This window comes from Nocardia caishijiensis NBRC 108228 (assembly GCF_001612825.1).
Classification (GTDB): Bacteria; Actinomycetota; Actinomycetes; order Mycobacteriales; family Mycobacteriaceae; genus Nocardia; species Nocardia caishijiensis.
In genome coordinates this window covers 20,712-46,005 of record NZ_BDBE01000006.1, presented here as the reverse complement: position 1 = coordinate 46,005, position 25,294 = coordinate 20,712, and the positions used below count along the sequence as shown (strand labels likewise).

The 25,294-nt window shown below is 68.6% G+C and carries 17 protein-coding genes and 1 pseudogene; 11 read left to right on the top strand and 7 right to left on the bottom strand.

The window, feature by feature from the left end:
- Positions 1-61: 61 nt before the first annotated feature.
- Entirely contained in the window at positions 62-1,366 is a 1,305-nt protein-coding gene (locus tag NC7_RS00920) for an aspartate aminotransferase type Ic (protein WP_067977690.1), read from the top strand.
- A gap of 147 nt (positions 1,367-1,513) precedes the next feature.
- Here NC7_RS00920 and NC7_RS00915 read toward each other — a convergent pair whose 3' ends face one another.
- Positions 1,514-2,317 carry a methyltransferase domain-containing protein gene (locus NC7_RS00915; RefSeq protein WP_067977688.1) on the bottom strand — a complete coding sequence of 268 codons (804 nt, stop codon included), beginning with the start codon at positions 2,315-2,317 and terminating at the stop codon, positions 1,514-1,516.
- A gap of 45 nt (positions 2,318-2,362) precedes the next feature.
- Here NC7_RS00915 and NC7_RS00910 point away from each other — a divergent pair, with 45 nt between their 5' ends.
- The 3 genes from NC7_RS00910 to NC7_RS00900 all read left to right on the top strand — a co-directional run bounded on the left by NC7_RS00910 (position 2,363) and on the right by NC7_RS00900 (position 5,333).
- Entirely contained in the window at positions 2,363-2,941 is a 579-nt protein-coding gene (locus NC7_RS00910; protein WP_067977687.1) for an HhH-GPD-type base excision DNA repair protein, read from the top strand.
- Positions 2,942-3,009: 68 nt separating this feature from the next.
- Positions 3,010-3,705 carry a DUF8020 domain-containing protein gene (locus tag NC7_RS00905; protein WP_067977685.1) on the top strand — a complete coding sequence of 232 codons (696 nt, stop codon included), beginning with the start codon at positions 3,010-3,012 and terminating at the stop codon, positions 3,703-3,705.
- 359 nt (positions 3,706-4,064) lie between these two features.
- The gene (locus NC7_RS00900) at positions 4,065-5,333 is read left to right on the top strand and encodes an ROK family protein (RefSeq protein ID WP_067977683.1); all 1,269 of its coding nucleotides are present in this window, start codon (positions 4,065-4,067) and stop codon (positions 5,331-5,333) included.
- A gap of 141 nt (positions 5,334-5,474) precedes the next feature.
- On the opposite strand, the gene NC7_RS00895 is transcribed toward NC7_RS00900, so the two are convergent.
- Positions 5,475-7,133 (bottom strand): DUF2207 family protein, encoded by a 1,659-nt coding sequence (locus NC7_RS00895; RefSeq protein ID WP_067977681.1) that lies wholly within the window; start codon positions 7,131-7,133, stop codon positions 5,475-5,477.
- 77 nt (positions 7,134-7,210) lie between these two features.
- On the opposite strand from NC7_RS00895, the gene NC7_RS00890 reads away from it, so the two are divergent.
- Positions 7,211-8,311, top strand: coding sequence for a neutral zinc metallopeptidase (locus NC7_RS00890; protein ID WP_255285031.1), 1,101 nt, complete (start codon positions 7,211-7,213; stop codon positions 8,309-8,311).
- 1 nt (position 8,312) lies between these two features.
- Here the strand turns inward: NC7_RS00890 and NC7_RS00885 are convergent, their stop codons facing one another.
- Positions 8,313-9,140 (bottom strand): hypothetical protein, encoded by an 828-nt coding sequence (locus NC7_RS00885; protein WP_067977908.1) that lies wholly within the window; start codon positions 9,138-9,140, stop codon positions 8,313-8,315.
- Between the two features lie 446 nt (positions 9,141-9,586).
- On the opposite strand from NC7_RS00885, the pseudogene NC7_RS28260 reads away from it, so the two are divergent.
- The 4 genes and pseudogenes from NC7_RS28260 to NC7_RS28830 form a co-directional block, all read left to right on the top strand.
- A pseudogene (locus NC7_RS28260) lies at positions 9,587-11,173 on the top strand (DNA polymerase III subunit gamma and tau); the annotation flags it as partial.
- A gap of 1,860 nt (positions 11,174-13,033) precedes the next feature.
- Positions 13,034-14,248, top strand: coding sequence for an acetyl-CoA C-acetyltransferase (locus NC7_RS00875; protein WP_067977677.1), 1,215 nt, complete (start codon positions 13,034-13,036; stop codon positions 14,246-14,248).
- A gap of 113 nt (positions 14,249-14,361) precedes the next feature.
- Positions 14,362-16,512, top strand: a complete 2,151-nt coding sequence (locus tag NC7_RS00870; RefSeq protein WP_067977675.1) for a 3-hydroxyacyl-CoA dehydrogenase NAD-binding domain-containing protein — start codon at positions 14,362-14,364, stop codon at positions 16,510-16,512.
- Positions 16,513-16,670: 158 nt separating this feature from the next.
- Positions 16,671-17,120 (top strand): DUF6247 family protein, encoded by a 450-nt coding sequence (locus NC7_RS28830; RefSeq protein WP_157101789.1) that lies wholly within the window; start codon positions 16,671-16,673, stop codon positions 17,118-17,120.
- 137 nt (positions 17,121-17,257) lie between these two features.
- Here NC7_RS28830 and NC7_RS00860 read toward each other — a convergent pair whose 3' ends face one another.
- Entirely contained in the window at positions 17,258-17,623 is a 366-nt protein-coding gene (locus tag NC7_RS00860) for a cupin domain-containing protein (protein ID WP_067977672.1), read from the bottom strand.
- 127 nt (positions 17,624-17,750) lie between these two features.
- Positions 17,751-18,494: a hypothetical protein gene (locus NC7_RS00855; RefSeq protein ID WP_067977670.1), complete on the bottom strand. Its 744-nt coding sequence runs from the start codon at positions 18,492-18,494 to the stop codon at positions 17,751-17,753.
- A 78-nt stretch (positions 18,495-18,572) separates the two neighbouring features.
- On the opposite strand from NC7_RS00855, the gene NC7_RS30625 reads away from it, so the two are divergent.
- On the top strand, positions 18,573-18,914 hold the full coding sequence (locus NC7_RS30625; RefSeq protein ID WP_067977669.1) for a hypothetical protein: 342 nt from the start codon (positions 18,573-18,575) through the stop codon (positions 18,912-18,914).
- A gap of 49 nt (positions 18,915-18,963) precedes the next feature.
- The gene (locus NC7_RS00845) at positions 18,964-22,503 is read left to right on the top strand and encodes a serine/threonine-protein kinase (protein ID WP_067977668.1); all 3,540 of its coding nucleotides are present in this window, start codon (positions 18,964-18,966) and stop codon (positions 22,501-22,503) included.
- Between the two features lie 30 nt (positions 22,504-22,533).
- On the opposite strand, the gene NC7_RS00840 is transcribed toward NC7_RS00845, so the two are convergent.
- Both NC7_RS00840 and NC7_RS00835 read right to left on the bottom strand, forming a co-directional pair.
- Positions 22,534-23,850, bottom strand: coding sequence for a class I SAM-dependent methyltransferase (locus NC7_RS00840; protein ID WP_067977666.1), 1,317 nt, complete (start codon positions 23,848-23,850; stop codon positions 22,534-22,536).
- Entirely contained in the window at positions 23,847-25,280 is a 1,434-nt protein-coding gene (locus NC7_RS00835) for an FAD-binding oxidoreductase (protein ID WP_067977665.1), read from the bottom strand. The genes NC7_RS00840 and NC7_RS00835 overlap by 4 nt, the downstream gene beginning before the upstream one ends.
- Positions 25,281-25,294: the final 14 nt, after the last annotated feature.

Sequence of the window (25,294 nt, the reverse complement as noted above, 5' to 3'; positions counted from 1 at the left end):
CGGCAATCGCCGGGTAACGTTGCGGGTACACCCACCTTGCTGCTTCGAAAGGCTGCCCAGGATGCCCCGGCAAACGCAGATCGGTTTGATGAGCCACGCGGAACTCGTGTCCGAGCACGAGTCCCAGAACGCGAATTACGCGACGCTCGCGACCGAGAAGCTCACGCTGGATCTCACCCGAGGTAAGCCCTCGCCGGAACAACTAGACCTGTCCTCGCCGCTGCTGGCCCTGCCCGGCGACGGGGACTTCCGCGACGGCACCGGCACCGACTGCCGCAACTACGGCGGCCTCACCGGCCTGCCCGAACTGCGTGCCATCTTCGGCGAACTGCTCGGCATCCCGGTGGACCAGCTGCTGGCGGGCAACAACGCCAGCCTCGAGATGATGCACGACATCATCGTGTTCTCGATGCTCTACGGCACCCCCGACTCCCCGCGCCGCTGGGCCTCCGACGAGCCGATCAAGTGGCTGTGCCCCGCTCCCGGCTACGACCGGCACTTCGCGATCACCGAAGCCCTCGGCATCGAGATGATCGCGGTCCCGATGCGCCACGACGGCCCCGACACCCACGCCATCGCGCAGCTGCTGGCGAACGACCCGCGGATCAAGGGCCTGTGGGCGGTGCCGAACTACTCCAACCCCACCGGCGTGGTGTTCTCCGAAGAGGTTGTGCGCGAACTGGTCTCGATGCCCGCCGCCGCACCGGACTTCCGGCTGTTCTGGGACAACGCCTACGCGGTGCACCCGCTCACCGACACCGCCGCCCCGGTCCTCGACGTGCTCGGCATGGCGGCCGCCGCCGGGAACCCGAACCGGCCGCTGGTGTTCGCGTCGACCTCGAAGATCACCTTCGCCGGTGCCGGGGTGAGTTTCTTCGGCGCGTCGAAGGACAATATCGACTGGTACCTCGAGCACGCGGGCAAGAAGAGCATCGGTCCCGACAAGGTCAACCAGCTGCGACACCTGCGGTTCTTCACCGATGCCGAAGGTGTGCGTGAGCACATGCAGAAACATCGGCGGTTGCTCGAGCCGAAGTTCGCGCTGGTGCGGCGGATTCTCGAGGATCGGCTCGGGGCGTCGAAGGTCGCTTCGTGGACCGAGCCCAAGGGTGGGTACTTCATCAGCCTCGATGTGCTCGAGGGGACGGCGGCGCGGGTGATCGCGCTGGCCAAGGATGCGGGGATCGCGTTGACGGCGGCGGGGTCGGCGTTTCCGTATCGCAACGATCCGGAGGACAAGAACATTCGGATCGCTCCTAGTTTTCCGCAGCTGCCGGAGTTGGAGAAGGCGATGGATGGGCTGGCTACTTGTGTGTTGCTGGCGGCTACGGAGAAGCTGCTCGAGGGGTCGCAGCCTCGGCCCTGATCAGATCGCAGCCCAGCCGCCGTTGCTCGCGCTTCGCGCATGCGCAACGGCGGCTGACTCGCGGCCGGGCCGCTACGCCGCTTCGCGGCGGACCCTCCTCGAGGTCGGGTCGTGCGGGGTTGGGAGTGCGGTCATGGCGGACTGGGGCTAGTTCTTGTGAGCCAGGGTGGCGAAGACTGTGACCGAGATGTGGGTGTGGCCTCGGGGGGCGGCTTCTTGGAGGTCGGTGAGGAGTTGGTCTCGGGCCTGCGGGGTGATCGTGCCGCGCAATACTGCTAGGTCGGCGATTCGGGTTACCAGGGCGCCTGCGCCGATGGTGCGGTCTTGGATCAGGGCGTGGGAGCCGATTTCGTCGACGGTGAGGCCTGCGTCGGTGAGTAGGCCTGCGAGTCTGCGGCCGGAGAGGGGGTTGGTGGTCGAGGAGATGAGGGTGTCGATCACCGACCGTGCGGTCTTGGGGTCGCCGGGGTGGATGACGGCGGTCGCCCAGTCGGCGTCGACGACGACGGCGCGGCCGTGGGGGCGCAGGACGCGGGCTATCTCGGCCGCGGCGCGGGCGGGGGCGGTCAGGTGCTGGAAGACGCGTTCGCACAGGACGGCGTCGAAGGTGTTGTCGCCGAAGGGCAATCCGTACGCGTCGCCGGAGACGAAAGCGGCGGTCGAGCCGCGTTCGGCCGCGCGCCGAGTGGCGGCGGCGAGCAGGTTCGGGTCGGGTTCCGCGCCGACGGCGGTGCCATGGGGGCCGACCGCGTCGGCGAAGGTGAACACCTCCGAGCCGGTGCCGGAACCGACATCGAGCGCGCTGTCGCCGGGCCGCAGACCGAGTCGGTCATGGGTCCAGGTGGCCAGGGCGCGGACGCCGGGCTGGGTCACTTCGAGGTCGTGGGCATCGATCAGCTGGGGTTGTCCCGCCTGATCGAAACGGTCCGGGCGTGGGGTGTAATCCGTCATTCGTACCGCCGATGTGAGTTCAGTGAAATGTGTCACGATGAATATATGACCCGAACGCTGTGCCTCGCCCAGGACGCCGACGCCGACGAACTCCTCAGCACCGATGATTTCGCCTTGCTGCTGGGCATGCTCCTGGATCAGCAGTACCCGATGGAACACGCCTTTCGGGGGCCGCAGAAACTGGCGGGGCGAATGGGCGGATTCGATCTGCGTCGCATCGCCGAGGCCGACCCGGCCGAATTCGAGGAACTCGCCGCCACCCCGCCCGCCATCCACCGCTACGGCCGCTCGATGGCCCGGCGCGCGCAGGCGCTCGCCCACTACGTCATCGAGCATTACGACGGCGTACCAGCGAAGATCTGGACCGACGGCGACCCCGACGGCAAGGAAGTGCTGCGCCGGTTGCAGGAGCTGCCCGGCTTCGGCGCGCAGAAGGCGAAGATCTTTCTCGCCCTGCTCGGCAAACAACGCGGCGTGGAACCGGCGGGCTGGCGAAAAGCGGCGGGCGCCTACGGTGACGAGGGCTCGCGCCGTTCGGTCGCCGACGTCGTCGACGCCGAAACCCTCGCCGAAGTAAGGGAATTCAAGAAACAGGCGAAAGCCGCGGCGAAAGCGGCCGAGTGAATTCCTGATTGCGATCGTGTTGCGTTTATTCCTCGTCAGCCGGGCGCCTTTACCGGATGCTTTCCGGCATGAAGATGAGGAAGTTCGCCGTGGTTGCGGCACTACTGGCCGTGGCGACCGGGGTCACCGCGGGCACCGTCAACGCGGCGCCCGAACAAGCAGCACCGATCAACTACACCGCCGAGGTCGTCGACGAGTCGCGGGCGGTCGTCACGACCGACGCGGGTTCACTGGTCACCGAGGACGGTGCGTTCAAGATCAAGACAGCCGACGGGACCACCGTCGCGGCCACCCCGCTGACGTTCCGGCTCGACGAGTTCGAGCTGCCGATCGCCGCCGAGATCTCGGGCAACACCGCCACCCTCACCCCGCAGCTCGACCCGGCCAAGGCCGTGTACAAGCCGGTCGCTCTGCCCTACGAGGACAAGGCGCCCTGGAAGTCGGAGTACGAACGTGAGCAGGCGGCCTGGTCGCGCCTGACCTCGACGATCTCCATGGGCGCCACCATCGGCACCCTCGTCGGCGGTCTCGGCGGGGCCGCCGCCGGTTGCGTGGCGGGCGCCGCGCTCGGCCTCGTCGCCACCGGCGCGCTGGCCACGCTGTTCGGCCTCGGCCCGCTGGGCGGTTGCGTCGCGGGTGCGGCCGCCGTCGGCTTCCTCGGCGTGGTCGCCGGACAGCTCTTCGTCACCGGCCCGGTGGCCGTTGCCGCCGCGATCCAGTACTTCACCACCATCAACCAGCCCTTCACGCCCCCGGCCAAGTAGGCCGCACACACCACGAACCCCTCCCGGACCGTTCGGGAGGGGTTCGTGCTGTGTCACAACACCATTACGCTTCCCGCCGCACCGCGCTGACCTGGTGATTTGCTGTGTGTCACCACACAATTCGCCGGTCTGTCTTGGATGGGTGCCGATTCGGTGTTAACTTGATTGTTATGTCCGGTAGCCATCACTCCGCCCCGCGGGTCACGTACGTGACCGCCGCGCTGGGTTTGCGGTTGCCGTTGACGCGTGAACTGTGTCGTTCCTGCCGCTGCAGCTGAGTCCGTCGGGCTCGTCGGCTGCCACACCTCTCGTGTAGGCAATCCCGTTGTGAGAACGGGATTTTCGGCAAGGAACCACATATGTCTGCTCCCATTCTCGACCGCCCCGTTTCGCGGGTGGTCACCGGCCGTCCCCGAGTTTCGCGTCCCGTCGTCGCTCCCGAGCTGCGGCGCAGCGACAATCCCGCCGCCGCCGTGCTGCGCGCCGCTGTCGGCGGCCCCATCTCCCGTGACAATGCCGCCCGCGCAACGGGTCTGAGCATCGCCACGGTGAATCGCCAAGTGGCCGCGCTGCTCGCGGCCGGTCTGCTGCGCGAGCGCGCCGACCTGACCGCCGCCGGTGCGGTCGGACGGCCACGGGTGCCGTTCGAGATCGACCACGACGCCTATCTCACCATCGGTATCCACATCGGCGCCGCCGCGACGAAGATCGTGGCCGCCGACCTGCGCGGCCGCATCCTCGGTGGTCTGGCCATCGCGACACCGCAGACCGGGCAGGACTTCGCCGTCACCACGGTCGCCCGCAGCGCCAAGGCCTTCCTGCAGCGCTGGCATCGGCGGACCCCGCTGTGGGCCGGTGTCGCCATCGGTGGGCGGGTCGACACGCACACCGGTCTGGTCGACCACCCGAAGCTGGCTTGGCAGGGCGCGCCGCTCGGCCAGGTCCTCGGTGACGTCCTCGAACTGCCCGTGTCCGTCGCGCCCCACGTGGAAGCGATGGCCGCCTCGGAACTGCTGCTGCCGACCTTCGATGCGCGCGGACCCGAACAGCCCGCCGACCAGCCCGGCAGCAGCCTGTACTTCTACGTCCGCGAGACCGCGGGCATCGCCGTCACCCTGGACGGGCGGGTGCACACCCCGAGCAACGGCCCGGGATCCATCGCGCATCTGCCCACCGGTTCGGATGTGCAGTGCACCTGCGGTCGGCGTGGCTGCTTGGAAGTGACCGTGGGCGATCGGGCGTTGCAGGCGCGTGCGGTCGGGCGCGGAATCATCCCGGCGCACAACGGAACCGCGGGCACCACCATCGCCGACCTGTACCGGGCCGCCGAGTCCGGTTCCGCGGGCGCCCGTGAACTGCTCGCCGAACGGGCGACCATGCTCGGCCAGACCGTCGCCCTGGTCCGCGACATGCTCAACCCCGACCGAGTGGTCCTCGGCGGCCAAGCCTTCACCGGCTACCGCCCCGCCCTGGGCCACGTCGCCCGCGCGTTCACCCAGAGCACCCAGCTGCCCCCGACCGACATCCGGGTCAGCGGATTCGGCGGCAAGGTCCAGGAATTCGCCGCCGTGGTCACCTCACTCAGCGCCATCTACGCCGACCCCTTGACCGCCCTGCGCCGCATCTGACCAACCGCACCACTGCTTCTCGCAAGGACATGGGTAACTCGCCGGGCACGGGCGGCCAGAACCACTTCCCCTGGTCTGGCCGCCAACGCCAGTCTCCCCGCCCCTGAGTCTGGCCTGAATTCGCGGGGAGGCGGGACTAGCCTAACTTCGCGGGGAGGGGGGACCAGCCTGAATTCGCGGGGAGGCGGAGGAGCAAGCGCCTTCCAGGGCTGTGATGAAGAACGGGAACTGGGACGCGAAGCGGTGCAGGTTGCGGTCGCGGTCGTACCCGGCGAACCAGTACAGGCCCGGCTGGGAATCGGCGGAGGGGTCCATGTCGCGGAAGGCGCGGATCCAGTTGTCGGCGCGACCGCTGATCACCGTGTAGGGCAGGGCGCGGGAGAAGATCGTCTCCTGGTCGATCGGGGGGATGCGGTCGCGCGACACCGTGTCCAGGCCGCGCTGCATCGCCTTGATCCGGCCGACCACGGTGTCACCCAGTGTGGTTCGGGTCGGTAGGTAGTTCGGCAGCAGCACCGCGGCCACACCGGCGAGCACGACGGCCACGCCGACCAGGGCGTGCCCGGCGGTCAATGCCAGGGCGAGGGTGGTCGCGGCGCCGACGGCGATCAGGGCGGCGCCGATCCAGCGGGGCAGCATCCGTTGTCCCGGATCGGCCATGGCACCGGTCGAGACCGCGTCGCGGCGCATGGCCTCGCGGATCGGGTCCAGCTGCAGGCGGCCGGGCGCGCGCAGCTCGCGCACGGCGACGGTGTCGGTGCCCTCGGGCAGCAACATGTCGTAGACGACCTTCTCGTACTCGCGCAGCTGGTCATCGGGTGAGTTCACCCGGCTGATCCGCCAGTCGTCCTCGCCGCGCGCGTTCACCGGTGCGATCCACAGGTAGCGGCGCACCGCCAGGTCGACGACGGTGGCGGCGATGTCGACCGGGTCGACGTGCTCGTCGAGCAGCAGTCCAGCCTCGCCGGGCAGTACGCCGTCGGGGGTGGTGAACTCCATTCGGTCGCCGGTGGTGACGAGCGGGTCGAACGTGTCGCTGCTCGCACGGGCGGTGGCACCGCGCTTGCGGGCGGTGAGCACGTAGGCGAGCATCCCGGCCAGCGCGAGCAGCAGGGCGCCGAAGGCGGCGAGGACCGGGGTGGTGACGGCGAAGAAGTTGTTCGAGTCACCGTCGCGCACATCGGCGTTGGCGGGCACGGTGCCGGGTGGCATCTGCAGGGTGAGGTCGATCGCGTCGCCCTTGCGCAGGTCGGTCTGGCTCAGATACAGCACGCCGTCGGGTTCCACGTGCACCTCGGCGCACGGGCGCGCATTGCCCGCCGCGCCCAGTTTGCAGTCGACGATGCCCATCTGGAAGCTCGGGCTGATCACCGAGACATCGAGGGAGGCGATGTCGGCGTTGAGCACGCCGAGCCAGTGGAACATCTGCGTGCCGGGTGCGTCGGAGACGGTGTTGTGCACCGTATACGTGAACTTGGATTCACCGGGCTTCGCCTCGACGACGAACTGGTCGTCCACCGTGGTCGCGGTCCCCGCACCCGTAGCGGACACATCGGTGACTTTGAATACCCGTTCCACGCCGTCGCCGAGCCCCAGTCGCAACGGCAGCGACATCGTGAAGTTGCCGTCGGCGGGGACCTCGACTGTTTCGACGACCCGCAGCACACCGGTCTCGGTCAAGGTGAGATCGGCGGTGATCGACACGCCCGCGGGCTGCGTGTGGGCTACCGGCGCGGCCGCGAGCAGGCCCACCGAAGCGAGCAGCAGCGCGCCTGCGGCGCCCCCCCGAAAAGTCAGCATGGCTGCCTACTCTAGACAGCTTGCTATCCTGCGTCAGCGGCTGTCGGCGACGAACTAGACGAGGGGGTACGGGGGACGTGAACCAACCACCGTACGGCTACGGCCCATACGGGCCAGGTGGACGACCGGTTCCGCCACCCCCCGGCTACGGCCGCGCGCCGGGTTATCGCCCGCAACCGGGTTACGGTCCACCCGGATACGCACCGCCGCAAGGTTATCCCCAGGCGCGTCCGGCCTACGGCCCGCCGCCCGGATACCGGCCGCCGCCGATGCCCTACGGGCCTCCCGGCAGGCCGACCCCACCGCCCCGCAAGCGGCGCGGCGGTTTCACCTCGCTGATGTTGGTGGTCATTTTCCTCGTCGTCGGTGGCCTGGTGAAATTCGCCGTGAACAAGGGTGTCGACATCGGCATCGACGCGTTCGGCCCGAAACCGACCACCACCTACACACCCCAACCAGGCAACGCACCGGCCAAGACCGGTGACAACCCGCTGGTCACCGATGCCGACGGCTCGCTGGTGCCCGCGTCCTGCGACTACGCGCCGTGGGGCACCCAGGTGGACAAGGCCAGGAAGTTCTTCGAATCCGCCGCGGGCTGCCTGGAAGCCGCGTGGAAGCCGCTGATGGCCGCCAACGGGCTGCCCTTCGAGTCGCCGACGCTGAGCATCACCGCGACCACCGACGGCATCACCACCCCGTGCACCGGCTCGACCAGCAACTTCGCCGCCTTCTACTGCGCGGCGAACAAGACCATCTACATGCCGATCAGCCAGTTGCAGACCGATCAGTTCCGTGACAACTGGGTGGTGTACCTGTCGGTGTTCGCGCACGAATACGGTCACCACATCCAGGCGCAGTCCGGGATCCTGCGCAAGGCCAACAGCGACCGGGTCGACGCGGGAGCGCGCTCGACCAGGGGACTCGAGTTGTCCCGCCGAGTCGAGTTGCAGGCCAACTGTTTCGACGCCATGTTCATCGCGGCGTCCAAGGGCGGCGGTTCGCTGTCGTCGGACCAGGTCACCCTTGCCACCCGCGATTCCTACGGGCGCGGCGACCGGCCGGGCGACATGCGCGACCACGGTACCGCCGACAACGGCGGCAAGTGGTTCGAATCCGGGCTGGAAAACCTGACGCCGCAATGCAATACCTTCATCGCCGCCGCCGGTGACGTGAGCTGAATCAGCCCCTGGCGTCCTTGGCGAGCGCGCGCAGGCCGCGCTTGCCGGGCGCGGGCAGGTCGTCGCCGGTGTCGGCGAGCCACTCGGCGGTGACCAGCCAGCGACGCTGGGCGTGCGCGTCGGCCACGTCGAAGAACACACGGCGGCCTCGATCGTCGCGCAGGTCGCGTGACAGGGCGACCCAACTCGGGGCGCGGCCTCTGTCCTCGGTGTGCTCGGCGACGAAACCCGCGACCATCTTCCCGATCATGTTCACCGGCTTCTGCGACACCCGGTTGCCGTATTTCGTTGTGTGCCAACGGCGGGCGGGACACAGCGAACCGGGGCTGGCATTGGAGGCGATCCAGCCCGCGCGCTGGGCGCGTTCGATGAGCCACAGGTGCTTCACGGCGGTCGGGGCGATGGCGCCGACCCGGTCGGCGATGAGATCGGTGATCTGCGGGTCGGCGAGGATGTCGCGGCGGGTGGGGCCGATGCCGTGCTCGGTCCAGTGTGCGGCCGCGAGCCGGGCCAGGATGCGGCCGAACTCGTCGATGCTGCGTTGCGCGCGGCGCCCGAGTCGTTCGATCCGTTCGGCCTCGCGGCGCATCTCGTTCTGCGCGGTGAGGGTGCGGATCGCGGCCATCGTCGGTACCTGCCCGCGCTCGAGCAGTTGCAGGATGGCGGCGGCGGTGGCCGGGTCGGCGGCGGCCGCGACGGGTAACGAGTCGCGTTTGATGTCGAAGTCCTTGGGACTGATCGCCCGGCTCAGCAGTCCGACCGCGGCGTGATCGCCCGCGAACTCGGTGTGGGCCAGCCAGGCGGCTGCGATGTCATCACACGACAGCACGATGAAACGTTCCTCCGGTCGATGCGGTGGGGGAGCGATCGGTGCGCGAAGGTTGTGCCCCGGTCGGGATGAGGGACCGGCCGGGGTCACCAACCTGATGAAGGTTTGGCCACCGAAGTTGCCGATATCCACGGTAGCCAGCCGCTTGCGACCGTGTCACGACGGTTCATGGTTTCGTTACATCCAGAAAGATGCCGCTGTTCGGGGACCGAGTTCGTATTCGCGCGCCAACCAGGATCGACGAACTTCTCTTGTCACGATTCGCTGAACGAAGAACCTTCGTTAACCGGCCGGTTGCACCCGTCGGGCCCGCTATTCGGGCAGGAGTTGAACCGGTCACCCCTATGTGATCTGCAACACATGTAACCGGGTGTAGCGCTATGCCTTTCGGTTCGACAGCTGCGGTGCCAGCCGGTATGTCACACCGCACCGGTAGCCTTTGGGCCGTGGCTCTGTACCGGAAATATCGACCGGCGACATTCGCTGAGGTAGTGGGTCAGGAGCACGTCACCGACCCGCTGAGTACAGCGCTGGACACCGGCCGCATCAGCCATGCGTACCTGTTCTCCGGACCGCGTGGCTGCGGCAAGACGTCCTCGGCGCGCATCCTCGCCCGCTCGCTCAACTGTGTCGAGGGGCCGACCTCGCGACCGTGCGGCACCTGCGCGTCCTGCGTGGCGCTGGGGCCGGGTGGGTCGGGCAATCTCGACGTCATCGAGCTCGACGCGGCCAGTCACGGCGGCGTCGACGACACCCGTGAGCTGCGCGATCGCGCGTTCTACGCGCCCGCCGAGTCGCGCTACCGCGTGTTCATCGTCGACGAGGCGCACATGGTCACCACGGCCGGTTTCAACGCGCTGCTCAAGATCGTCGAGGAACCGCCGGCCCACCTGATCTTCATCTTCGCCACCACCGAACCCGACAAGGTGCTGCCGACCATCCGCTCGCGCACGCACCACTACCCGTTCCGGTTGCTGCCGCCCGCCACCATGCGCGGGCTGCTCGGCAAGATCTGCGAGCAGGAGCACGTGCCGGTGGAGGAGGCGGTGTATCCGCTGGTCATCCGGGCCGGTGGGGGTTCGCCGCGCGACAGCCTGAGCGTGCTCGATCAGCTGCTCGCCGGTGCCGGGCCCGACGGTGTCACCTATTCGCGGGCGGTGTCGCTGCTCGGTGTCACCGATGTGGCCCTGATCGACCACGCCGTCGACGCGCTCGCCACCGACGACGGCGCGGCCCTGTTCGGCACGATCGACCAGGTGATGGAGGCCGGGCACGATCCGCGCCGATTCGCCGTCGACCTGCTCGAACGCCTGCGCGACCTGATCCTGCTCCGCGCTGTCCCCGACGCCGCCGAACGCGGCCTCGTCGCGGGCCCGGGCGACGTCCTCGAGCGCATGCGCGACCAGGCCGAACGCATCGGCCCCGCCACCCTCACCCGCTACGCCGAACTCCTGCACGAAGGCCTCGGCGAGATGCGCGGCGCCACCGCCCCCCGCCTCCTGCTCGAGGTCGTCTGCGCCCGCATGCTCCTCCCGTCGGTCTCCGACACCGAATCCGCGACCCTCCAGCGCCTCGAACGCCTGGAACGCGGATTCGCCGGTGGGACAGTCCCTTCCGCGCGTCCCACCGGCGACGCGCCCACCCGCCCCCCGGTCGACGCACCCGCACCCGCGTCGTCCGGTTCGCAGGGTTCAACCGCCGAGGGTCGCCGCCAAGCCGCGGAGATCCTCGCTGCGGCCAGGGCCGAAAAGGAAGCCGCGGCCCGAAAGTCCGCGGCATCCGCCACCGGAGAACCTGCTGCGAGGGTGCCCGGCGCGCTTGCTCCCGGGGAGCCTGCTGCGAGGGTGCCCGGCGCGTCGGATGCTCGGGAATCCGCTGCGAGGACCTCTGGCGCATCCGCCACCGAGGAAGTGGCCAGGAAGTCAGGGGCGCACGCCCCCGAGATCGGTGCTCGGGAGTCCGGTGTTGCCGCTGCGGATGGTGGCCGTGCCTCGCGTCCGCAGAGCCCGCCCGCCGACGGGGAAGCCGCCGGGCGTGGTGGCGGCCCGCACCCGCAGGCTCAGTCCGCTGATCCGGCCGTGCGCCCGCAACCGTCGACCGCCGACCCGACTCCAGCGCCGAACGCGCTCGGGGCACACGGCTCGGCACCCCACAACCCATCGCGGGACAACGAGCGGGCCGCTGCCTCACGAGGTGCGGAGCGTGATGCCGTGACGCAGTCGCAGGCAGCGGCGGCACAAGCGGCTTCGGGACACGCACAGCCTGTCGAGCAGAGCCAGACCGCCCGCCTGGGTTCGGCGGCGCGGGAAGGTTCGGTGACGCACCAGGGCTCGGCGGCGCACCAGGGTTCGGTGACGCACCAGGGTTCGGCGCGCGAGGGTTCGGTGGCGCACCAGGATTCGGCGCACCAGGGTTCGGTGGCGCACCAGAGTTCAGCCCCGCACGAAGGCTCGGCGACAGACCAGGACCTGGCCACTCAGCAGAGCTCGGCGGCCGAGTCGCAGAATCCGGCGCAGGCGCGTCGGGGTCCGTCCGCGGCGCAAGCGCCGTCGGGTACCGAATCCGTCGGGTCCTCGGTGCGCGGTGACGAGCAGGGTGACTTTGTTCAGTCGCAGATGTCTGATGCGGACCGGTCCGACGTAACCGTCCAGGGTGTGGCCCCGCAGTCGGTCGACTCGGTGTCCACGGCCGGTCGGCAAGGTGCGAACAGGTCCGGTGCCTCGGCGGACGAATTCGACACACCCAACCGCGGTATGGAAGTGCCCTCGCCGCAGGGCGATTCGCGTGGTGGAACGGTTGGCCCCGAGGAAAGCGCACGACAGGTCGGCAGCTCGTCCGGGTCGGAGCACGTCGGTGCGTCGCAGGGTGACCGCGCTCAGCAAGCCAACGGTCCCGCCGCGTACGTCGGTGACGCCGGGGAGGGCGATTCGCCCGCACGTGTCGGTGATGTGCCGGGGGCCCATTCTCGGCAAGACGACGCGCTATCGGCGCCCAGCGGTACACCGGCGGAGCGGCCCGAGGCGGCACCTCGGGATCAGGCAGGCGTGCCGTCGGAGGATCTGCTCGCTGTTGTCGACGCGGCGTGGCTCGACATCAAGGCGAAGGTGCGTGAGTTCGGACTCACCTTGCATGCGCTGATGTCGGGGGCGGCGGTGTCCCGGGTGGAGGGACAGACGATCGTTTTCGCGCATCAGAGCGCTCCGTTGGCCCAGCGACTGTCCGATCCGCGCAATATCGAGTCGGTGCGGTCGGCCGTCCGGGCCGTGGTCGGGCGGGAACTGGATGTGCGCTGGGAGACCGGCGCCCCGGCGGCGCGCCCGGCGCCCAAGGCCAAGAACACGGCGGGTCCGGCGGAGAGCAAGCCCGCCGGGCGGCCGCAGTTCTCCCGGCCGAGCCAGGCCAAGGGTGGTCGGCCGCGCGCCGACAAGCCCGATGACGACATTCCGCCGCCCGACTTCCCCGACCTGCCCGACGACCCGGGTCCGCAGGACAGTTATGCCGCCGATCCGGCCCGTTCCGGTGGCGAGTCGGACCGCGCCCCGCGCCCAGCGCCCGGCATCCCGGCCCCGCCGACCCCGGAGGAGGAGCAGGAGATGCTGGCCGCCGCCGCGGTTCCGGTGGCTCCCGGCGACCGACAGGACCCGGACGAGGTCGCCCTGGCGTTGCTGCGCAGCGAGCTCGGCGCAAAGTCTCTGGATGGTTGACAGCCACCGTCCTTACCGCGTTAAGTTAACCGGAGTTCGCACACCACGGTAGTATGAACGGGTGGCCGGGAACACCGGATGGGCATGGTTCTATGCTCCGCTGGTGCTTGCCGGATTTGTACGGCGTCGAAGACGATTGGTCGTGGCGTTCGTGCGGCCACCGCACCCCAAGGAAGGAAACACTCCGATATGACCACAGAGGCCTACATCTACGAGGCCATCCGCACTCCGCGCGGCCGCGGCAAGAAGAACGGCTCGCTGCACTCGGTCAAGCCGATCGATCTGACTGTTGGTCTGATCCAGGAGCTGCGTGGCCGCTTCCCCAACCTCGACGAGGACCAGATCTCGGACCTGATCCTCGGCGTCGTCACCCCGGTCGGTGACCAGGGCATGGACATCGCCCGCACCGCGGTCACCATCGCCGGTCTGCCCGACACCGTCGGTGGCTTCCAGCTCAACCGCTTCTGTGCCTCCGGCCTCGAGGCCGTGAACCTGGCCGCGCAGAAGGTGCGCTCCGGCTTCGACGACCTCGTCATCGCCGGTGGCGTCGAGTCCATGTCGCGCGTGCCGATGGGCTCCGACGGCGGCGCCTGGGCGCTTGACCCGGCCACCAACTACGACGGCTACTTCGTGCCGCAGGGCATCTCGGCCGACCTGATCGCCACCATCGAGGGCTTCTCCCGCGACGACGTCGACGCCTACGCGGTGCGTTCGCAGGAGCTGGCCGCCAAGGCCACCACCGGCGGCTACTTCGCCAAGTCGATCGTCCCGGTCAAGGACGTCAACGGCCTGGTCGTGCTGGACAACGACGAGCACATGCGTCCCGGCACCACCGCCGCCGACCTGGGCAAGCTGAACCCCTCCTTCGCCGGTATCGGTGAGATGGGTGGCTTCGACGCCGTCGCGCTGCAGAAGTACACCTACATCGAGAAGATCAACCACGTTCACCACGGTGGCAACAGCTCGGGCATCGTCGACGGCGCCGCCCTGGTGCTGATCGGCTCCGAGGAGGCGGGCAAGAACTCGGGTCTGACCCCGAAGGCGCGCATCGTCTCGACCGCGACCTCCGGCGCCGACTCGACCATCATGCTGACCGGCCCGACCCCGGCCGCGAAGAAGGCCCTGGACCGCGCCGGTCTGACGATCGAGGACATGGACCTCGTCGAGATCAACGAGGCGTTCGCCTCCGTGGTGCTGAAGTTCCAGAAGGACCTGAACGTCCCGGACGAGAAGCTGAACGTCAACGGCGGCGCGATCGCCATGGGCCACCCGCTCGGCGCTACCGGCGCGATGATCACCGGCACCGTGGTCGACGAGCTGGAGCGCCGCAACGCGCGCTACGGCCTGGTCACCCTGTGCATCGGCGGCGGCATGGGTGTCGCCACCATCATCGAGCGCGTCTGATCCCCGGCGCGCCGTGATCGCTAGGCCCGGAGGCGGCAGCTTGCGTAACCACGCAGGGCCAAGTGAGCGGCGCAGTTGATACAGCCACTTCTCATAGGAGAGAACGAAAAACTATGACTGACAACATCATCGGCTGGGAGAAGGACGCCGACGGCGTGGTCGTCCTCACGATCGACGACCCCAGCCAGGGCGCCAACACCATGAACGACGCGTACATCTCCTCGATGGCCGCGACCGTGGACCGCCTGGAGGCGGAGAAGGACGACATCACCGGTGTCGTCATCACCTCCGGCAAGAAGACCTTCTTCGCCGGTGGCGACCTGAAGAACATGCTGAAGGTCGGCCCGGATGACGCGGCCGAGGTCGTCAAGATGCTCGAGGGCGTCAAGGCGCCGCTGCGTCGCCTCGAGCAGCTCGGCAAGCCGGTCGTCGCCGCCATCAACGGCGCCGCCCTCGGCGGTGGCCTGGAGATCGCGCTGGCGACCCACTACCGCGTCGCGGCCGACGTCAAGGGTTCGGCCATCGGCCTGCCCGAGGTCTCCCTGGGCCTGCTGCCCGGTGGCGGCGGCGTGACCCGCACCGTGCGCATGCTCGGTCTGCAGGGCGCGCTGATGCAGGTGCTGCTGCAGGGTCAGCGGCACCGCGTCACCAAGGCCAAGGAAATCGGCCTGATCGACGAGGTCGTTTCCTCGGTCGAGGAGCTGCTGCCCGCCGCCAAGGCGTGGATCGCGGCCAACCCCGAGGCCGCTCAGCCGTGGGACAAGAAGGGCTTCAAGATCCCCGGTGGCACCCCGTCCACCCCGGCCTTCGCGGCGAACCTGCCCGCGTTCCCGGCCAACCTGCGCAAGCAGATCAAGGGCACCAACATGCCCGCCCCGCGTGCCATCATGGCCGCGGCGGTCGAGGGCGCGCAGGTCGACATCGACAACGCGCTGACCATCGAGGGCCGTTACTTCACGAGCCTGCTCACCGGCCCGGTCGCGAAGAACATGATCCAGGCGTTCTTCTTCGACCTGAACCACATCAACGGTGGCGGTTCGCGTCCGAAGGACGTGCCCAAGCGTGAGATCAAGAAGATCGGCGTCATCGGCGCGGGCATGATGGGCGCGGGCATCGCCTACGTCTCGGCCAAGGCCGGGTACGAGGTCGTGCTCAAGGACGTCGAGCTCGCCGCCGCCGAGAAGGGCAAGGCGTACTCGGAGGCCATCGAGAAGAAGGCCCTCTCCCGTGGCAAGACCACCCAGGAGAAGTCCGACGCGCTGCTGGCTCGCATCACCCCGACCGCGGACGCCGCCGACTTCAAGGGCGTCGACTTCGTGATCGAGGCCGTGTTCGAGAACCCCGACCTCAAGAACAAGGTCTTCCAGGAGATCGAGGACATCGTCGACGCCGACGCGCTGCTCGGCTCGAACACCTCGACCCTGCCCATCACCCTGCTCTCGGAGGGTGTGAAGCGGTCCGAGGACTTCATCGGTATCCACTTCTTCTCCCCCGTGGACAAGATGCCGCTGGTGGAGATCATCAAGGGCGAGAACACCTCCGACGAGGCGCTGGCCCGGGTGTACGACTACACCCTCGCCATCAAGAAGACCCCGATCGTCGTCAACGACAGCCGCGGCTTCTTCACCTCGCGCGTGATCGGCACCTTCATCAACGAGGCCATCTCCATGGTCGCCGAGGGCGTCGACCCGTCCACGGTCGAGCAGGCCGGTCTGCAGGCGGGCTACCCGGCCGCGCCGCTGAAGCTCAGCGACGAGCTGAACTTCACCACCATGCAGAAGATCTACAAGGAGACCGCCGACGCCATCACGGCCGCCGGTGGCGAGCTGAACGCCGCCGCGGAGACCACCGCCAAGGTGCTCGACAAGCTGGTCGGCGAGTTCGACCGCAAGGGCAAGGCGGGCGGCGCCGGTTTCTACGACTACGTGGACGGCAAGGCCACCGGTCTGTGGGACGAGCTGCGCTCGCTCTTCAACACCAGCCGTGAGCTCCCGGAGGGCGTGACCTTCCAGGACCTCAAGGACCGGATGATGTTCGCCGAGGCGATCGAGACCCAGAAGTGCTTCGACGAAGGCGTGCTCACCAGCACCGCCGACGCGAACATCGGCTCGATCTTCGGCATCGGCTTCCCGGCCTGGACCGGTGGCGTGCACCAGTTCATCGTCGGCTACCCCGGTGGCCAGGAGGCCTTCGTGGCCCGCGCCGACGAACTGGCCAAGAAGTTCGGCCCCCGCTTCGAGGTCCCGGCCTCGCTGCGCAAGTAAGTCATCACCAGCGCTGACCACGCGCTGCTGACCCCGACAGCCCCGCCTCGCCACCCGCGAGCCGGGGCTGTCGGCGTTTCCGCCTCGACGATAGGCCATACTCGAATCTGACTTCTGAAAATCTTCAGAAGACCAAGCTCTGTAGCTGAGGCAGGCGGATGATCACCGAAGTGCAGTGGAGCGAGCTACAGCGCGATCCGAAGCAGGTAGCGCGGCTGGCCGACGTGGGAGACGTGCGGGTGCGGCGCCGCGACGGCGCGACTCTCTTGCTGACACGTGAGGACCGTCTGCACGGACAAACGGCGGGAGCGGTCTTCGCAGCGCGCGCCTTGCGTAGCGTTCTCCGACAAGTGCCGCACGACGCGGTGGCCCGAGCGCTGCTCGATGAGTACCCGTGGAGCGATCATCTGCCCACCGATGCGAAGAGCGAGTTCGTGCGCGATTTCGCACGGGCCTTCCAGGCCTCGGCGGAACTCGGAGAGTGGTCTTCGCTGAACCGAGTCGTCCACGAGTGGCGCAACACTGCCTACGTCTATGCCGATCCGCAACTTGTCGAGCAGCTGACGAAGCCGATCGACACCGACTTCGGTCCGGTCCCTGAACCCTAGTTGGACCTGCGTGTCGCCAAATCGGAGCGTCCGGCGGTGGCCGGTGCCGCAACCATCCTTTTGCGTATCGGAACCCTAGCCGCTGTTCGCAGCTTGACGCCGGTCACCTGCTGAGGTGACCGGCGCCAGGCTGACGCTCAGTGGGGCTTGGCGTAGTCGGCGTAGCCCTGCCAGTCGAGCATGACGCAGGGTTCGTCGCCGACGACCCAGGCGTCGTGGCCCGGGGGGACCACCATGACATCGCCCGGGCCGTATTCCTGCTGGTCGCCGTTGTCCATGACGACGACGAGCCTGCCCGACAGGCAGTAGCCGATGTGGGGTGCCTGGCAGCTGTCGGTGCCTGCGATCGGCTTCACGTGGTCGCTCCAGCGCCAGCCGGGTTCGAAGACGGCCCGCCCGACCGGGCCCGCTTCGGTGTTGACCAGGTCGAGTCGACCCTTGTTCTGTTCGAACGGCCGGGTTTCCTCGGGCGCGTCGAAGTTCATGCGGATGAGCGTGGACATGACATCTCACTTCGAATCGGGTGATGAGCTGTCAGTCGTTGTCCACCGTGTCGTGCCCGGCCCACGGCCGCACCCATCGAGAATCTCATCCTTCGCCTCGCGCCAGGGGTGCGCAAGAGCGGGGTTTCTACCGGAACAGGATGGCCGTGATGATGTCGGTGTGGCGGTAGCGCAGGTATTTGTCGACGGTCGCCTCGTCGACCGCCGAGGTGGCGGTCGCCAGGGTGATCACCACGAATTCGGCCTGTGCACCCGCGCGCCATTTGCCGGTCGCGAAATCCTTGATGTAGCTGCCGGGGCGCAGGTCGAAGTCCTTGTCCTCGATCTTGTCGGCGGCGGCCTCGGCGGCGGCTTCGTTCGGCATCGCGAGAATGAACTGGGTGAACTTGATGCCGCCGCCCTCGGCGGACAACACCATTTCGGCGGCGTACCGACATCCGAGCTGGGTGAGTTTTCCGTCGTTCTCGATGGGCGCGCAGCTGGTGTGGTCGCGCCCGTCCACCCAGTCCGCGTGCAATTCGACATTGTCGAATTTGAAGTCCCACGGCCCTTCGTAATCGGTATAGCTCAGCCGCTCACCGGCTTTCGACGGTGGTTTTTCCGTGGTCGTTGTCTTGCGGGTCGACGGCACGTCCGTCGCCGACGCCGCGACCGCCGAACCGGCGACGCCATCGTTTCCCGCCCACACCAGCAGACCTGTGCCACCGACGAGCCCGGCGACCACCACCAGTGCGATGACGATCCACGCGGAACCGGAATTGCGCGGCGGCGGTGCGAGCGGCGGGATCTCCTGTGGGAACTGCGGATACGCCGTCTCCTTCGACGGCTGCCCCCACGGTTCCGGATCCTGTTGTTCCGGTGGATACGTCATTCCAGCTCCCCCTCCCACGGGCGGCGACCCCGCCCGAGCCTGCCTCGAGCTTACCGACCGATCCTGTCCGCCCGGGTCGTGCCGTCGCGTCGACCGGACGGCCCGATCCTCGCCTGGTACCCGTACCAACTCGAATTCGGCTTCGCCGACTCGGAGCCGGGCCGGGCGAGCAACGGCGTCACCGTGATCCCGGCCGTCGACCTCACCGGCTTCTTTGTCGTGGAACGCGCCTTCGCCGAGGGCGAACATCGAGGTCATGACGTGCGGTCCTCGGCTCACCTCCGGCGAACGGACCTTGGTGCTGGTCTCGGACAACAACTTCAGCGCACCCAGGTGATCGCCCCCGCGCTGCGCCGACACCAACCATCCGTTGTCGCCACAGCATCGAATCTCCACCCGTTCGATGCCGGATCGCGCTAGCTTGGATATGTAAGACCGGTGACGCCATTTCGAATCGAGAGGTGGTCACATGGAACCGGAGCCGACGCGCATCCAGGATGGGCGACCCGGATCGTCGCCGGTCGGGATCGATACGCAGCGGGCCACCGCGCCGGGCGAGACCGACGAGGCCGTGGTCGCCGAGCTCGACGCGATGGGGTTGACCGACGCCGCGGAGATCGGGCGCGGCGGGTTCGGCGTGGTGTATCGGGCGGTGCAGCCCGCGCTGGACCGGGTCGTCGCGGTGAAGGTGCTGTCCTCGGAGATCGACCAGGAGAGCCGCGAGCGGTTCCTGCGTGAGGAACAGGCCATGGGCAGGCTCTCGGGGCACCCGAACATCGTCGACATTCTGCAGGTCGACGTGACGGGAACGGGGCTGCCGCTGATCGTGATGCCGTACTGCCCGCGCGGCTCGCTGGAACGTCTCGTCCACGATCGCGGCCCGCTCACCTGGGAGGACACTCTGCGGGCGGGGGTGAAACTGGCGGCGGCGATCGAATCGGCGCACCGGGCGGGGATCCTGCACCGCGACGTGAAACCGGCCAACGTCCTCATCAGCGGTTACGGTGAACCGCAGCTCACCGATTTCGGGATCGCCCGCATTCCCGGCGGGTTCCAGACCTCGAGCAGCCTCATCACCGGTTCGCCCGCGTTCACCGCTCCCGAGGTGCTCCGGGGACATGAACCGACCGTGCAGTCTGATATCTACGGTCTCGGCGCCACCCTGTTCGCGCTGCTCACCGGCCACGCCGCGTTCGAGCGTCAGGCGGGGGAGAAGGTCGTCGCCCAGTTCCTGCGCATCACCACCCAGGCCGTCCCCGATCTGCGCGTCGAGAACTTCCCCGCCGACGTGGCCGCCGCCATCGAGAAGGCCATGGCCCAGGACCCGGCCGACCGCCCGGCCACGGCCTACGAATTCGGCGAACTCCTGCGCGAGGTGCAACGGGCACACGGGCAGATGCCCGACGAGATGGCGCTGCTCGTCACCGGCGACGACCTCGCCGAACCACCGCCGGAAACGCTCAGAGCGGTGACCGCGCGCCGCAGCTGGCCGCTCACCCTGCAACCGGCGGGCGCGTCGGTTCCGGTGCCCAAGTCGACCACCGGCACCCTGCCGCCGACGGCCGCGACGAAGTTCCGGCCACCGACCCCGGCCCGAGAACCCTTTCCCCGGCCCCGGCTGCTCGACACCTTGCGCACGGGTGGTCTGCGCAGACTCGCGTTGATCCACGCGCCCGCCGGGTTCGGCAAGAGCACCGTGGCCACCCAGTGGCGCGCCGATCTGGCCGCCCGCGACATTCCGGTGGCCTGGCTCGGCATCGACCAGGACGACGACAGCGAGATCTGGTTCCTCGCGCACCTGATCCAGGCGATCCGGCGGGTCCGCCCCGATGTCGGCGCCGGGCTCGAGCAGGTGCTGGAGGAACGCCCGTCCGACGCGGTGGCGTTCGTGATCGCCACGCTGATCGATGAGATCCATGCCAGCGACCGGCCGGTGGTCGTCATCGTCGACGACTGGCACCGCGTGCACGACCCGGGTGTGCACCGGGCGATGGCGACGCTGCTCGACAACGGGTGCCACCATGTGCGGTTCGTTGTCACCAGCCGCGACCAGTCCGGATTGCCGATCAGCAGACTGCGGGTGCGCGACGAACTGGTCGAGCTGGACGCGGCGGCGCTGCGGCTCACCGAGTCGGAGACCCGCCAGATCCTGGTGGAGCGCAACGGTTTCGCGCTCACCGACGAGCAGGTCGAGCAGATCCACGCCGCCACCGACGGTTGGCCCGCCGCGATCCAGCTGGTGAGCCTGACCCTGCGCGGTGCCGCCGATCCCGGGCAGCTGCTGGTGCAGCTCGCCGAGGGCGGGCACGGAATGCGCGAGTACCTGGCCGAGAACGTGCTCGACACGCTGGAACCGGAGCTGCTGGAATTCCTGATGGCGATCTCGGTGGTGGAGCGGGTGAACGGTTCGCTGGCCACCTTGCTCGCCGAGGTGCCCGACGGTGGCGCGCTGCTGGAGCAGGCCGAGCAGCGTGAGCTGTTCCTGCACCGGCTCCCGCACGATCCGGAGTGGTATCGCATGCAGCCGCTGTTCGCCGAGCACCTGCGCGCGCGACTCGAACGCGACCACCCCGGCCGCTCGAAAGGCTTGCACCGCAAGGCGGCTCGCTGGTACGCCGAGCATCAGCTGCTGCGCAAGTCGGTGGACCACGCCCTGGCCGCCACCGATCTCAAACTGGCCGCCGACCTGCTGGAAAGCGGCGGCATGGATCTCATCGACGGTTCCCGGCTCGCCACCCTGCTCGGCAGCGTGTCGAAACTGCCCATGCAACAGGTGAGTTCGCGGTCGAAGCTGTTGATGGCGGTGGCGCGGGCCAATATGAACCTGCAGCAGTCGGGCACCGCCCGCACCGCGCTCGGCAGGCTGTCCAACCTGTTGGCCCGGGGCTCCACCGGTGGTCCCGAACTCGCGGAACAACGCTGCGCGGCAACCGTGCTGGAAGCCGCCGACCGGGTGGCCCACGACGACACCGACGGCGTGGCCGACCAGCTCGCCGCCTGCCTGGACGCGCCCGGCGACCTCCCCGACTGGATCGTCTCCACGGCGGCCAACCTGATGTCGTTCGTGCGTCTGTGCGAGTTCGATTTCGCCGAGGCCACGGCCACTCAGGACTGGGCGGCGGAATATCACGCTCGCTCCAAGGACCCGCTCGGCCCCGTCTTCGGTCTGTGCGCGCGCGCCGCCGCGGCCTACGAGGAGCTCGACATCGCCACGGCCACCGCCTGTTTCGAGGAGGCCTACGAGACCGCACGCACCCGGGCCGGGCCGCGTTCTGATGCCGCCCGGGTGGCGGCGGCCATGCTGGGTGAGGTGGCCTACCGGCGCGGTGACCTGGGCCTGGCCGACCGGCTGCTCGACGAGAGCCACCAATTGCTCACCCGCGTGGGGCCTGTCGATTTCCTTGTCGCGACCTTCGTCATCGGGGCGCGGGTGAAGGCTGCCCTCGGCGACCAGTACACCGCCGCCGCCCGCCTCGACGAGGGCGCGCGCGTGGCCGCGACCAACAGCCTGGCCAGGCTCGACGCCCACGTGCGCGCGGAGCGTTCCCGCCTGGGGCTGCCGCCCGGTACCGGGATCGTCATCGATCCGTCGAGCAACGGCGGCCGCCGCAAGACCGGCGCCGCCGCCCTCATCACCGAGGCGCGGCAGGTGGCCGAGATCCGGGCCCTGCTCACCGAACAGCGTCTGCGCGCCGACGACCGCGCGGCCCGCCACGCCCGGGTCCTGTACTCGCGGGTGCTCGAACAATCCCGTCCCCGCGCGGAACTGGACGCCACCCTGCTGCTCGCCGAATGCCTGGCGGCGGCGGGCTGGATCGGCGAGGCGACCAACCTCGTCCTGCCGATCCTGCGGACCTGCGCCGACCTCGGCTGGACCCGGCCCCTGCTCGACGCGGGCCCGGGCGTCGTCGGCCTGCTCCACGTGCTGCGCACCCAAGCCCACGACACCGCACAGCACCCCATCCTCGACGGAATGCCCGGCCACTTCCTCGACGAACTACTGACCTGACCGGCCCGCGTCACGGGGCAGGTCAGCGCACTACGGCTGCCACCAGGGCCGCAAGGGCACGTCCCAGGTTCCGTTCTTGTCGAGCTTCACGCCGAGGACGTGGTGGAGTTGCACCACATTGCGCTGGAAGCCGAGGCGGCAGCCCGCCATGTAGAGGCCCCAGACCTTCGCGGTGCCCTCGCCGACCTCGTCGACGCAGGCGTCCCAGTTCGCGACCAGGTTCTTGCACCATTCGTGCAGGGTGAGCGCGTAGTGCTCGCGCAGGTTCTCCTCGTGTAGCACTTCGAGGCCGAGGTTCTGGATCTCGGAGACGATGCGGCCCGAACCGATGAGTTCACCGTCGGGGAACACATAGCGGTCGATGAAATCGCCCGCCTTGGTGGAGCGGGTGTTGTCGGGGCGGGTGATGCAGTGGTTGAGGAACAGCCCGCCGTCGCGCAGCTTGTCCTTGATGAAACCGAAGTAGAAGGGGTAGTTGTGCACGCCGATGTGCTCGGTGAGACCGATCGAGGAGACGGCGTCGAACTCGCCCTCGACGATGTCGCGGTAGTCGCTGTGGCGGACCTCGGCCAGGTCGCCGAGCCCCTCCTCGGCGATCTTCCGCTGCGCCCACGCCGCCTGCTCGGCCGACAGCGTTGCACCGATCACGCGCACACCACGCCGGGCGGCGTAGCGGACCATGCCGCCCCACCCGCAGCCGATGTCGAGCAGCCGGTCGCCTTCCTTCAGGCGCAGCTTGTCGAAGATCAGCCGATACTTGTTCTCCTGCGCCTGCTCGAGGGTCCAGTCCGGGTCGCCGTACACCGCGCAGGTGTAGGTCATCGACGGGCCGAGTACGTACTCGTAGAAGGTGTTGGAGACGTCGTAGTGGTGGTGGATCGCCTCGGCGTCGCGGGTCTTGGAGTGGCGTAGGCCTTCCAGGGCGATGCGGCGCCAGCGCGGCAGGGTCTCCTGCGGCGGCGGGGCGATCGGCTTGAGCCGTTCCCAGCCGAGCGAGCGCGCGATGGTCACCAACGACAGGGCCGAAGGACGATGGAACTTCATGTCCTGCATGGCCTTCAAGATGTCGTACGGGTCGCCGGGGTGCACCCCCTGCGCCACCATGTCACCGGCGATGTAGGCGCGGGCCATGCCGAGGTCACCGGGGGCGGTGGCCAGGTAGTTGATGCCGCGCGGGTTCTTGATGTCGAGGGTGTAGGTCGCGTCGGTCGGCCCGGTGGTGCTGCCGTCGTAGGCCGTGAGCCGCACGGGGATGTCACCGTCGATGAGGCTCTCGAACACCTCCGCGATGCTGAGCCGGGTCCCCAGCTCGGCGAGGATCTCGGATCTGTCCTTGAATGTCGTCACTTGCGTTGCACCGCCTTCGAATACAGATTCAGCAGTCGTTGGTCCGGGTCGTAACGGTTCTTCAATGCGGTATAGGTCTGGCCGCCGTAGAGCTGCGCGAATTCTGCCTCGTCGTAGTAGGCGTCCGAGTACAGGGACTTGTGTCCGTCGAATTCGGAGACGATCTTCTCGATGGCGCGGTTGGCCGCCCCCTCCGGCCGGCCGGGCACCGTCGGTACCGCCGACCAGAAACCGAAATTGACGTAGGTGTGGCGGGGTTCGAGGGGGTACAGCGGCCACGGACGGCTGCCGTCGGCGGCGCCTGTCTCGCGCAAACGCAAGGGGCACAACCAGATCGGTTCGATCGGGATCTCCCGCAGGAACCACTCGGCGAAGTCGGCGGTGCGGTGCACCGGCACCTCGATGTCCTGCACCACCCGCTCCTGCGGCGCGAGCCCCTTGCGGGCGCGACGCCGGTCGTCGACGTGGTACTTGCGGTCGAGCGCGACGAGCTTCCAGTAGAAGCTGCTGCGGCGCAACGACTTCGGCCAGAACCGGCGGATCTTCGGGTTCTGGGTGCCGAAGGCGCGCGAGCACCAGAACCAGTCGGTGTCCCAGCGCCACAGGTAGTCGGCGATGGTGAGCCGGTCGGTTCGCACGCCGTCGTCGTGTTGCAGGGAGCGGTAGTAGATGTCCATGCCGGTGTAGTCGCTGACCGGGCCGGGTTCGTCGGTCTGCCTGCCGAGGGTCAGGTAGCTCTCGGTGGCACTGAAGACGACCCCGTCCAGATAGTCGACCTGTTCGCCCTGGTAGGAGCGTTCGGTGACGATGCGTTCCAGTTCGGTTTCCAGCGTGCGCAGGTCGTGGAACCGCACGTGCCGCAGCGCGACATAGGGCTTGACAGCTTCGAGCTCGATCTTCAGGCGAACGGAGTAGCCGAGGGTGCCGTAGGAGTTGGGGAAGCCGTGGAAGAGGTCGGCGTGCTCGCCGGTCGGCGTCGCGGTGACGATCTCGCCCGCGCCGGTCAGGATGTCCATTTCCAGCACGGATTCGTGCGGGAGACCGTTGCGGAACGAGGTCGACTCGATGCCGAGCCCGGTGACGGCGCCACCGAGGGTGATGGTCTTGAGCTGCGGCACCACCAGCGGGGCCAGCCCGTAGGGGAGGGTGGCCGCCACCAGGTCCTCGTAGGTGGTCATGCCTGCCACGTCGGCGGTCCTGGCCCGCGGGTCCACGGCGATCACCTGCCCCAGCCCCGACACGTCGAGGCCGGGCGCGGTCGTCGCCGCCCTGGCACGGAACAGATTCGAGGTCTTCTTCGCCAACCGGACGACGGCACCGGAGGGGATGGCGCGATAGCTTGCCAGCAGTCGCTCCACACCCGCGCGGTGCGCGGCGTATCCGGACTCGCGTGCAGCCGGTTCGTGACCGGCCCTACCCAAGAGACTCACTGCCACTGTGTCGA